Origin of the sequence: Streptomyces sp. NPDC050636 (genome assembly GCF_040654775.1) — a bacterium.
GTDB lineage: Bacteria > Actinomycetota > Actinomycetes > Streptomycetales > Streptomycetaceae > Streptomyces.
Map to the genome: position 1 here is coordinate 1 of NZ_JBFAIP010000007.1, position 11,555 is coordinate 11,555.

Annotated in this window: 9 protein-coding genes; 4 read left to right on the forward strand and 5 right to left on the reverse strand. The window is 69.9% G+C overall.

The window, feature by feature from the left end; translation table 11 throughout:
* Positions 1-122 precede the first annotated feature (122 nt).
* Complete coding sequence (locus tag AB0I10_RS09445) at positions 123-1,148, reverse strand: ATP-dependent 6-phosphofructokinase (RefSeq protein ID WP_363151773.1); 1,026 nt, start codon at positions 1,146-1,148, stop codon at positions 123-125.
* A gap of 245 nt (positions 1,149-1,393) precedes the next feature.
* Here AB0I10_RS09445 and pta point away from each other — a divergent pair, with 245 nt between their 5' ends.
* The 3 genes from pta (at position 1,394) to pyk (ending at position 6,247) form a co-directional block, all read left to right on the forward strand.
* Positions 1,394-3,487, forward strand: coding sequence for a phosphate acetyltransferase (gene pta / locus AB0I10_RS09450; RefSeq protein WP_363151774.1), 2,094 nt, complete (start codon positions 1,394-1,396; stop codon positions 3,485-3,487).
* 35 nt (positions 3,488-3,522) lie between these two features.
* Positions 3,523-4,758 (forward strand): acetate kinase, encoded by a 1,236-nt coding sequence (locus AB0I10_RS09455; protein ID WP_363151775.1) that lies wholly within the window; start codon positions 3,523-3,525, stop codon positions 4,756-4,758.
* Positions 4,759-4,819: 61 nt separating this feature from the next.
* The gene (gene pyk, locus AB0I10_RS09460) at positions 4,820-6,247 is read left to right on the forward strand and encodes a pyruvate kinase (RefSeq protein ID WP_363151776.1); all 1,428 of its coding nucleotides are present in this window, start codon (positions 4,820-4,822) and stop codon (positions 6,245-6,247) included.
* 106 nt (positions 6,248-6,353) lie between these two features.
* Here pyk and AB0I10_RS09465 read toward each other — a convergent pair whose 3' ends face one another.
* From AB0I10_RS09465 to AB0I10_RS09480, 4 genes are all read right to left on the reverse strand, one after another.
* Entirely contained in the window at positions 6,354-7,643 is a 1,290-nt protein-coding gene (locus tag AB0I10_RS09465; RefSeq protein ID WP_363151777.1) for a hypothetical protein, read from the reverse strand.
* Positions 7,633-8,205 carry a DUF6114 domain-containing protein gene (locus AB0I10_RS09470; protein ID WP_363151778.1) on the reverse strand — a complete coding sequence of 191 codons (573 nt, stop codon included), beginning with the start codon at positions 8,203-8,205 and terminating at the stop codon, positions 7,633-7,635. The genes AB0I10_RS09465 and AB0I10_RS09470 overlap by 11 nt, the downstream gene beginning before the upstream one ends.
* Positions 8,206-8,339: 134 nt before the next feature.
* On the reverse strand, positions 8,340-8,957 hold the full coding sequence (locus AB0I10_RS09475; protein ID WP_363151779.1) for a DUF6230 family protein: 618 nt from the start codon (positions 8,955-8,957) through the stop codon (positions 8,340-8,342).
* Positions 8,958-9,562: 605 nt separating this feature from the next.
* A complete protein-coding gene (locus tag AB0I10_RS09480) occupies positions 9,563-10,537 on the reverse strand; it encodes a tetratricopeptide repeat protein (protein WP_363151780.1) in 975 nt (324 codons plus the stop codon).
* A 375-nt stretch (positions 10,538-10,912) separates the two neighbouring features.
* Between AB0I10_RS09480 and AB0I10_RS09485 the strand changes: the two genes are divergently transcribed.
* Positions 10,913-11,548, forward strand: a complete 636-nt coding sequence (locus AB0I10_RS09485; protein ID WP_363151781.1) for a TetR/AcrR family transcriptional regulator — start codon at positions 10,913-10,915, stop codon at positions 11,546-11,548.
* Positions 11,549-11,555: the final 7 nt, after the last annotated feature.

Genomic DNA, 11,555 nt, shown 5'->3' on the forward strand with positions numbered 1-11,555 from the left:
GCTTCCCCTCAACCAGGGGGAAGCGCGCCGCCGTTGCGGTGGTCAGTACCGAAGACGTGACGCTGGAGAGCGTGCCGCAGAAGGCCCGTGCCTCGGAGGTCTGCGGCTCGGAGGTCTGCGGCTCAGAAGACCGACTCGGCCTCGTCCATCCGGTCCGCGGGCACCGTCTTGAGCTCGGTGACGGCCTCGGCCAGCGGCACCATCGTGATGTGCGTGCCGCGCAGGGCGGTCATCCTGCCGTAGTCACCGCGGTGGGCGGCCTCGACGGCGTGCCAGCCGAAGCGGGTGGCGAGCACCCGGTCGTAGGCGGTGGGAGTGCCGCCGCGCTGGACATGGCCGAGGATGACCGGGCGGGCCTCCTTGCCGAGGCGCTTCTCCAGTTCGTGGGCGAGGGCGTTGCCGATGCCGGAGAACCGCTCGTGGCCGTACGGGTCGATGGCGCCCTTCTTGTAGTCCATGGTGCCGGGGGCCGGGTGCGCGCCCTCGGCGACGCAGACCACGGCGAACTTCTTGCCCCGGGCGAACCGCTCCTCGACCATCTTGACCAGGTCGTTGACGTCGAACTCCCGCTCCGGCAGGCAGATGCCGTGGGCGCCGCCGGCCATCCCGGACTCCAGCGCGATCCAGCCCGCGTGCCGTCCCATGACCTCGACGACCATGACGCGCTGATGCGATTCCGCGGTGGTCTTGAGGCGGTCGATGGCCTCCGTGGCCACGCCGACGGCGGTGTCGAAGCCGAAGGTGCGGTCGGTGGAGGAGATGTCGTTGTCGATGGTCTTCGGGACGCCGACGACCGGCATCCCGGCGTCCGACAGCATCCGGGCGGCGGTCAGCGTGCCCTCGCCGCCGATCGGGATCAGCACATCGATGCCGTAGTCCTTGGAGAGGTCCTTGGCGTTCTCGCAGGCCTCGCGGAGCCGGTCGCGCTCCAGCCGGGACGAGCCGAGAATGGTGCCGCCGCGGGCGAGGATGCCGCTGACCGCTTCAAGATCGAGCTTGCGGAAGCGTCCTTCGAGCAGGCCCTTGAAGCCGTCCTCGAAGCCGATCACCTCGTCGTCGTGGCCGGTGAGGGCGCGGTGGACGACAGACCGGATCACAGCATTCAGTCCGGGGCAGTCGCCGCCTGCGGTGAGGACTCCGATACGCATCGTGCTGTGTCTCCTGTGCTCGCGGTCGGTTCGTGAGAGCCGGTCCGATTGTTTCACGGGCCGGAGGGCACTGCCTTCACCCGGCGGGCACCCCACTGTTCCTTCACCGGACGCTCAGGGGAAACTGGGAGAGCGGCCTAGCCACCCACGCAGGTATTGTCAAGGGGGGCAAGCCCAACAATAACGGGTGATTTGCCCTGGTGAGCAACGGAACGAAGAGCGATGCAACGGATCGGAGAGCACGCGTGACGCGCAGCGTGTACGTGACCGGGATCGACCGCGGCGACGGCCGCCAGGTCATCGAGCTGGGAGTCATGGAGCTCCTGACCCGCCATGTCGACCGGGTGGGGGTCTTCCGCCCGCTGGTCCACGACGGACCGGACCGGCTCTTCGATCTGCTGCGGTCCCGCTACCGGCTCACCCAGTCCGCGGACACCGTATACGGCCTGAGTTACGAGGAGGCCGGCACTCTCCAGGCCGAGCGCGGCACCGACGAGCTGGTCTCCCGGCTCGTCGCCCGCTTTCACGCGGTGGCCAGGGACTATGAGTACGTCCTGGTCCTCGGCTCGGACTACGCCGACACCAGCCTCCCGGACGAGCTGAGCCTCAACGCCCGGCTCGCCAACGAGTTCGGCGCCTCGCTGATCGCCGTCGTCGGCGGCCAGGGCCAGGAGGCCGAGTCCGTACGCGCCGAGGCCCGCAACGCCCACCGGGCCTTCCAGTCGCTGGGCTGCGACGTCGTCGCCATGGTCGTGAACCGGGTCGCCCCCGAGCTGCGCGAGGCCGTCGCCGACCGGCTCTCCGCCCGCCTCCCCGTCCCCTGTTACGTGCTCCCCGAGGACGGCTCGCTCTCCGCGCCGACCGTCGCGCAGATCGTGCACACCCTCGGCGCGGAGGTGCTGCTCGGCGACGACTCCGGGCTCGCCCGGGACGCGCGGGACTTCGTCTTCGGCGGCGCCATGCTGCCGACCTTCCTCAAGGCGCTGACCCCCGGCTGCCTCGTGGTGACCCCGGGGGACCGCGCCGACCTGGTCATCGGCTCGCTCGCCGCGCACAGCGCCGGCGCCCCGCCGATCGCCGGAGTGCTGCTCACCCTCGACGAACGGCCGGGGCCCGACATCATGGCGCTGGCCGGCCGCCTCGCTCCCGGCACCCCGGTCGTCTCCGTGCCCGGCGGCTCGTTCCCCACCGCCGCCGAGCTGTTCGCCATCGAGGGCAAGCTCAACGCCGCCTCCCCCCGCAAGGCGGAGACCGCACTGGGCCTCTTCGAACGGCATGTGGACACCGCCGAGCTGACGAACCGGATCTCCGTCGCCCGCTCCGGCCGCGTCACGCCGATGATGTTCGAGCACGAGCTGATCGAGCGCTCCCGGTCCGGCCGCCGCCGCGTCGTCCTCCCCGAGGGCACCGAGGAACGCGTACTGCGCGCCGCCGATGTGCTGCTGCGCCGCGACGTCTGCGATCTGACCCTGCTCGGCGAGGAGGAGTCGATCCGCAAGCGCGCCGCCGACCTGGCCATAGACCTGGCGGGCGCCCAGATCATCGACCCGCAGACCTCCGAGCTGCGCGAGCGGTTCGCCGAGCTCTACGCGAAGCTGCGCGCCCACAAGGGGGTCAGTTACGAGCTGGCCTTCGACGTGGTCGCGGATGTCTCCTACTTCGGCACCCTGATGGTCCAGGAGGGCCTGGCCGACGGCATGGTCTCCGGCGCGGTGCACTCCACCGCGGCCACCATCCGCCCCGCCTTCGAGATCATCAAGACGAAGCCGAACGCCCAGATCGTGTCGTCGGTCTTCTTCATGTGCCTGGCCGACCGCGTCCTGGTCTACGGCGACTGCGCGGTCAACCCGGACCCGAACGCCGAGCAGCTCGCCGACATCGCCATCCAGTCGGCCACCACCGCCGCCCAGTTCGGCGTCGAGCCGCGGATCGCGATGCTGTCGTACTCCACCGGCACCTCCGGCTCCGGCGCCGACGTCGACAAGGTTCGCAAGGCCACCGAGCTGGTCCGCGCGCTCCGTCCCGACCTGCTGGTCGAGGGCCCGATCCAGTACGACGCGGCGGTGGACTCCGCGGTCGCGCGGACCAAGCTCCCCGAGTCGGACGTGGCCGGCAAGGCCACCGTGCTGATCTTCCCGGACCTCAACACCGGCAACAACACCTACAAGGCCGTGCAGCGCTCGGCCGGCGCGGTCGCGGTCGGCCCGGTCCTGCAGGGTCTGCGCAAGCCGGTCAACGACCTGTCGCGCGGCGCCCTCGTCCAGGACATCGTCAACACCGTGGCCATCACCGCCATCCAGGCACAGGGCGCGCAGCCCGGCGCCGCACCCACCGCCTGAGCCCCCCGAAACACCCCTCCCCATCGGAAAGCTTTATGACTGCCACCGCCTCCCGCGTCCTCGTCCTCAACTCCGGCTCCTCGTCGCTGAAGTACCAGCTGCTCGACATGCAGACGGAGTCGATCAACGGCTCCCCCGCGGGCACCCGGCTGGCCGTCGGTCTCGTCGAGCGGATCGGTGAGGAGACCTCGCGTCTGGCCCACACCCCGCTGGCCACCGGCGGCGCCAAGCGCGAGACCGAGGGCCCGATAGCCGACCACAAGGCCGCACTCAAGGCCGTCGCCACGGAGCTGTCCGCGGACGGCCTCGGGCTCGACTCCCCGGAGCTGGCCGCGATCGGCCACCGTGTGGTGCACGGCGGGCTGAAGTTCAGCGCGCCGACCGTGATCGACGACGAGGTGCTGACGGAGATCGAGCGGCTGGTGCCGGTCGCGCCGCTGCACAACCCGGCGAACATCACCGGCATCCGGACCGCCCGGGCGCTGCGCCCCGACCTGCCGCAGGTCGCGGTCTTCGACACCGCGTTCCACACCACGATGCCGGAGTACGCGGCCCGCTACGCGATCGACGTGGAGACCGCCGACGCGCACCGCATCCGCCGCTACGGCTTCCACGGCACGTCGCACGCCTATGTCTCGCGCAAGACCGCCGAGCTGCTCGGCAAGGCCCCCGAAGACATCAATGTCATCGTGCTGCACCTGGGCAACGGCGCCTCCGCCTCGGCGGTGGCCGGCGGCCGCTGCGTGGACACCTCGATGGGGCTCACCCCGCTGGAGGGCCTGGTCATGGGCACCCGCTCCGGCGACATCGACCCCGCGGTGACCTTCCATCTCAAGCGGGTCGCCGGGATGTCGGAGGACGAGGTCGACGTGCTGCTCAACAAGAAGAGCGGTCTCGTCGGGCTGTGCGGCGACAACGACATGCGCGAGATCCGCCGCCGGATCGACGAGGGCGACACCCAGGCGAAGCTGGCCTTCGACATCTACATCCACCGGCTGAAGAAGTACATCGGCGCCTACAGCGCGGTGCTCGGCCGGGTCGACGCGGTGGCGTTCACCGCGGGCGTCGGCGAGAACGCCGCCCCGGTGCGGGCGGCCGCGATCGACGGCCTGGAGGAGATGGGCATGGCGGTGGACGCCTCGCTCAACGCCGTCCGGGGCGACGAGCCGCGGCTGATCTCGCCCGAATACGCCCGGGTCGCGGTCGCCGTCGTCCCCACCGACGAGGAACTTGAGATCGCTCAGCAGACATACGCCCTGGTCAACGCCTAGTCGCTGGGGCTTCCACCAGGTGGAATATTCCGCTCCTAAACAAACCGATAGGATCCAGCCCATGCGCCGTTCCAAAATCGTTTGCACCCTGGGCCCCGCCGTCGACTCCTACGACCAGCTGAAGACGCTGATCGAGGCCGGTATGAACGTGGCCCGTTTCAACATGAGCCATGGGACCCAATCGGAGCACGAGGAGCGGTACCAGCGCCTCCGCAAGGCCTCCGAGGAGACCGGCCGCGCCGTCGGCGTGCTGGCCGACCTCCAGGGCCCCAAGATCCGCCTGGAGACCTTCGCCGACGGACCCGTCGAGCTGGTCCGCGGTGACGAGTTCGTCATCACCACCGAGGACGTCCCCGGCGACAAGTCCATCTGCGGCACGACCTACAAGGGCCTGCCCGGTGACGTCTCCAAGGGCGACCCGATCCTGATCAACGACGGCAATGTCGCGCTCCAGGTCGTCGAGGTCGACGGCGCCCGGGTGCGCACCATCGTCATCGAGGGCGGGGTCATCTCCGACCACAAGGGCATCAACCTGCCCGGCGCCGCGGTGAACGTCCCGGCCCTGTCCGAGAAGGACATCGACGACCTCAAGTTCGCCCTGCACATGGGCTGCGACATGGTCGCGCTGTCCTTCGTCCGGGACGCCAAGGACGTCCAGGACGTGCACCGCGTCATGGACGAGGTGGGCCGCCGGGTCCCGGTCATCGCCAAGGTCGAGAAGCCGCAGGCGGTCGCCAACATGCAGGAGGTCGTGATGGCCTTCGACGCGGTCATGGTGGCCCGTGGCGACCTGGCGGTGGAGTACCCGCTGGAGAAGGTCCCGATGGTGCAGAAGCGCCTGGTGGAGATGTGCCGCCGGAACGCCAAGCCGGTGATCGTCGCGACCCAGATGATGGAGTCGATGATCACCAACTCCCGGCCGACCCGCGCCGAGGCGTCCGACGTCGCCAACGCCATTCTCGACGGCGCCGACGCGGTCATGCTCTCCGCGGAGTCCTCGGTCGGCGCCTACCCGATCGAGACCGTCAAGACGATGTCGAAGATCGTCGAGGCGGCCGAGGAGGAGCTGCTGTCCAAGGGCCTGCAGCCGCTGGTGCCCGGCAAGAAGCCGCGTACGCAGGGCGGCGCGGTGGCCCGCGCGGCCTGCGAGATGGCGGACTTCCTGGACGGCAAGGCGCTGGTCGCCTTCACCAAGTCCGGTGACACCGCCCGCCGGCTGTCGCGCTACCGCGCCTGCCAGCCGATCCTGGCCTTCACCACCGACGCCGCCACCCGCAACCAGCTGTCGCTGAGCTGGGGCGTGGAGACCTTTGTCGCGCCGCACGTCGACAACACCGACGCGATGGTGGACATCGTGGACGCCGAGCTGCTGAAGCTCCAGCGCTACAGCAAGGGCGACACCATGATCATCACTGCCGGTTCGCCCCCCGGCGTCCCCGGCACCACCAACATGGTCCGGGTGCACCACCTCGGCGGCGAGAGCGCCTGACGCTCCCGTAGGTCATGAAAACGGCGGTGGGCCGCCCCCTGTTGAGGGGCGGCCCACCGTCGTTTTCTGCGGCTCCCGGAAAGGCTTCGGCCGGGTGGTGCTCCGGTCAGTCCTCGATGCTCACCCGCATGCCCGGGACATGGAGGTTGCCGCCGAACTGGCCCGCCTGATCGATCTTCACCTTGGTGAAGTAGGCGAACGAGACATTGATCGGCGGCGGGTGCTCCGGATCGAAGACGATCGGGATCAGCCCGAAGAGATTGCCCTGAAGCCGCTCGGTGTACATCGTCACCTTGCCGCCGCGCATGGTCGACGTGGAGCCCGGGTCCGATCGGACGTGGTACTTCTTGCCCGATGCCCGGTCGTCGACGGTCTGGTGCAGATCGGCGATGTCCACGGTGTCGGCGGTGAACTTCAGCGCCTGCTTGGTGCGGCCGCTCTGGGTCGTGACGTTGACCACGCCCTCGAAGTCCAGACCGCGCAGGGTGAGCCCGCTGGACTCCAGGTGCCACGGGTCGTCGGGCAGCGTGACGGGCGTCTGCTCGTTCTTGCCCGCCTGCTTGTTCTCCACGACACAGGGGAACGACTCCTTGCCATCGGCGTCCTTGCCGTCCAGACCCCCACCGGGCAGGACGCTGTCCGCCGTGCCGACGGCGCCGTGGACGGTGTCGTTGGCCGCCTTCGACGGGTCCTCGACGCCCCTGGTGACACCGTCCGTGACGCCCTTGACGGCATCCGTGACCTTGTCGGACCCGGAGTCCGTGGACGTGGAGTCCGTGGACGTGGAGTCCTTGGACGCGGTCGGCGAGGGGCTCGGCGAAGCGGTCGCGGTGGACTGCGAGGGCGACGGGCTCGGCGAAGCGTCCGTCTCCTTGGAGTCGTCGCCGCCGAAGAGGCCGCCGAGCGCGTCACCGATGCCGCCCAGCAGCCCCCCGCCGTCGTCCTTCTCCTCGTCAGAGGCCGACGGAGACGGAGACGGCGACGGCGATGCGGAGCCGGACGGCTCGTCGGTCTTCTGGGAGTCGGACGGTTCGGGGGCCTTGGTCGGTTCCTTGCTCGCCGACGGCGAGGGCTTGGGCGAGGGGGTGGCGGACGGCTCGGCGTCGTCCTTGGCACCGTCCTTCGCCGTGGAATCTTCGCCGCCCTGGTCCGTCTTGTCCGGAGCGGTCACACACGGACCGTCCTTGAAGGGGCTCGTGGGCGGCTGCGCCTTGGCCATCGCCATCTGGGGCGTCAGCCCCATGCCCATGAGCACGGCGGACGGCATGGCGGCGATGGCGATCGCCTTGCCCGCGGGCACGTGGAGCCGCGTCAGCAACGGCTTCTTCGGCGCCGCGTGCCGCGGCCCGGATCTCGCCCCGGCGGCTGCGTTCTGGTGCAGCTCGTCACCCGGCACGGTGCCTCCCGTTGTTCGGCCCGTTGGTCGGGCTCGTTCCTGACAGGTCGTCCAGTCCGAAGCCCGACCCCGAACCGGCGCCGGTGGCCGGCGTGGGATGGGTGGCCAGCACCGGCCCGGCGGGCACATCGCGGGCCGCCTCACCGGCGTCGCCCTTGCTCTCCGGACTGCCCGGCGCCCAGGCAACCGCCAGCGCACCGCCGATCAGCCCCATCAGGAAGCCGACCACGAAGCCGCCGAAGTTCGAGACGACCAGGGAGACCAGGGAGAGCAGAATCGCCGCCACGCCCGCGAACACGCGCGAGGCCGGCTGGAACCACATGGTGAGACCGAGCACGACCAGCAGCACGCCGATGATCAGCGAGCCCGCACCGGCCGTTGTCGCCATGCTGAGGGTCATGCCCCCGAGCGTGAGATGCGCGTAGGGGAAGTACATGATCGGGACCCCGCCGAGCAGAGTCAGCAGACCGCCCCAGAACGGGCGACGGCCACGCCACTCCCGGAACGAAAGCCGCTTGTGGCCGATGGACTCGATCAGCCGTGGTCGCGTTTCGGCGCTCATGTCGTACAGCTCCTCGGGACTGGCTAATTCGGTGGTTCTGAGCTGGAGTGGCCTACGACGCACCACCGGCGTACGGGCACGGGGCACGGCTCAAGACGCCGCACAGCTCGCCCCGCGCCCGCACACTCAGTGCGTCAGTAGCACTCGTTCTTGCCCTTGGTGACCTTCATGCTGAGGCCGCTGAGCTTGAACGTGCCGGCCGTGGTCGCCCAGGCCGTCTGCTTGACGCCGGTCAGCGTGGCGGTGTCGGCCTCCTGGGCGAACGAACCGGGGTCCGTCTTGTCGCCCTTCTTGATGCCGGGACCCTTGGACGTCGAACCCGCGGCAACACCGATGTTGATGTTGTTGAAGGTCGCGTCCGCGCTGAGCTGGTCGAGGTCGATGTAGAGGTTCTTCGCCTCGACCGGCTTGGCGCCGCCGCCCGCCTTGAGCACCATCGACACGTCACCGAAGACCGGGACGGGCACGACTACGGACTGGCACAGGTTCTTGATCTTGGCGCTGGAGAACGCCGAGACCGCGACCGGGATCGCCTTGCCGTCCTTCTGGGCGTCAACGGCTCCGTACTGAACGAAGCCGGTGCCTTCCAGACGGTCGGTGGCCACCTTGAACTGCTGGCCGGACACGCTGAACGAGGCCGCGAGCGCACCCTGCGAGAGGGCCACGCCGATCGCGGCAGTCGCCGCGACGCTCGGCACCATGACGACGGCGAACCGCTTCCATCTGGTCCCGCCACGAGCCAGGGACTCCATGACTTTCCTCCTTCTCGGACGTACATCTCCGGCGTCGGCCGTCTGAATTGAGCGGCCGCACCTGGGATGGGAGAAGTGCTACGTCCTCGGGAAGGAGAGCGCCCGTCCTCGGAGGCGAAGTGCGTTCCGAATACCGGCGATCACCCCCGAGCGACAACCACTGGCCACGCTCTCGCGCAACCTCACTGGACAGGCCCTGCCGGATGGGGCAGAGACCCCCCTGTCCACGGCCGGCGCCACTGCCGCCGACCACTCGGTGGGGACCCAAATACCCCGCGGCACCGGCCGGATGCCGGGCTGCGGGAATGGACCGAGCGAGGCCGATCGTGGTGCATTCGCAGCCGCCGCACAAGAGGCTCGTTACTTGCGGGTAACGGGCCGATAACCAGGCAGCGACCCGCTGATATCGCCCGGGTACGGACGGTCGTCGTTAACAACGAAGAGACATCAATGAACTACGGACATATCGCCATGAAGGCACCCACCTGGCTTACTCCAAGTAACAGCGGCCGCGTTTACCAAGTTTTGGTAAAACGCGGCCGCTGCTGTTTGTCAGGGGTGCTTACGGGGCGGTGCGCCCCGGCGGTGTCGGAAAGGCCGGCGGCTCAGAACAGCACGCGGGCCAGGGCGGTGCGCGCCGAGGTCACCCGCGGGTCCTCCGCGCCGATCACCTCGAACAGCTCCAGGAGCCGCACCCGTGCGGCGTCCCGGTCGTCACCGAACGTCCGCTTCACCGCGTCGACCAACCGCCCGAAGGCGTCCTCGACATGCCCGCCGACCAGATCGAGGTCGGCGGCACGGATCTGCGCCTGCACATCGGCCGGGTTCTCCGCGGCCTCCTTGCGTACGGCCTGCGGGTCCAGCCCCTGCACCCGCTGCAGAAGTTCGGCCTGCGCGAGACCGAGCTTGGCCTCCGGGTTGGCCGGGTCGTCGGAGAGGACGTTCTGGTAGGCCTGGATGGCGCCGCCCAGGTCGCCGGAGTCCAGCGCCGAGTTCGCGGCCTCCAGCAGCGCGTCGTACGGGCCGACCGGCGCCGGCGCCTCGGCCGCCGCCTCCTGCTCACCCGCGGCCGGCGCGTCCACCGGTGCGCCCACGATGCCGAACTGCTGCTCGGCGGCCTGCACCAGCTGGTCCAGCACCTGGCGGATCTGCGACTCCGGGGCCGCGCCCTGGAACAGCGGGATCGGCTGGCCCGCGACGACCGCGAACACCGCCGGGATGCCCTGCACCCCGAACTGCTGGAACAGCATCTGGTTGGCGTCGACGTCGATCTTGGCCAGCACGAACTTGCCGGCGTACTCCCCCGCGAGGCGCTCCAGCAGCGGACCCAGCTGCTTGCACGGCTCGCACCACTCGGCCCAGAAGTCGATGACGACCGGAACCTCGGTGGAGCGCTGCAGGACGTCCTGCTGGAACCCCGCCTCGTCGACGTCGAACACCAGCCGGGCACCGCCGACGGGGGCCTGGCCCGTACGGGCGGCCTCGGCACGCGCGTGCTCCGCCTTCTGCTTCGCTTCCCCGGCCGCCTTCACTGCGGCAAGGTCGACGACTCCGCTCATGGACATGTTGCGTGGCTGCATGGGTCCATCCTCCCCCCTGGGCGCTCCGTTCCGAAAAGCGATGCGGAAATTCCGGCCCGGCGGCACCGATCGGGCTCGCCGGACGTGTCGGATCTGCCGCTGGGCACCGCCCCCGCCCGCACGCCCCGCCGGAATGCCGGCGTACGACGGGTTCGGTGCCCGTTCGGTCCCGAGGAGGACCGTGCCCGATCCCGAAGGACCGGTCGATTGGGCCCTGGGTCCCCACCCAAGGCCCGGTGGCTATCGCTCTTACGCTACGACCCGTAGCGTAACTGGCCGCGGCCCCCTCTCGGCACCCACTTCCGGCCCCGTACTCCGTGATCTGCCTCACGAGCCTCGGCACCCGCCCGCTTACCGGCCGGTATGGTCGCCCGCATGCACCACTCCGCCAGCCCCCGGAAAGGCCGCACGGGACGCCCGCGCAGCGCCGAGACCGACCGCGCGATCCTCGACGCCACGCGTGCCGCGCTCGTCGATCTGGGCTGGGGAAAACTCACCATGGGCGATGTCGCGGCCCGGGCCGGCGTCGCCAAGACGACGCTCTACCGCCGCTGGGCCAACAAGAACGAGCTCGTAGTCGACGCCGTGGCGGTCCTCTTCGACGAGCTCGAACTCCCCGACCGGGGCTGTCTGCAGTCCGACATCGAGGGTGTGGTGCTGCAGTTCGGGGCGCTGCTGGCGCGGCCCGAGACCAAGACCGCACTGATGGCCGTGGTCGCCGAGTCCACCACCGACGACGCGCTGCGCGAGCGGATCCGCTCGGCGATCGTCGACCGCCAGAAGCGGCTGGTAATCCTCGGCCGGGAACGCGCCCAGGAGCGCGGCGAACTGCCGCCGAACGCCCCGGGACCCGACGGCGAGCAGGCCGCAGCGCAGATCGTCGGCCTGATCTTCGATCTCATCGCCGGGGCGATCGTGCACCGCACCCTGGTCACCGCGGAGCCGGTGGACACCGCATGGGCCCACCAGCTTTCGACGGTGCTGCTGATGGGACTCGGCCGGCTGGGGTGACGGGTCT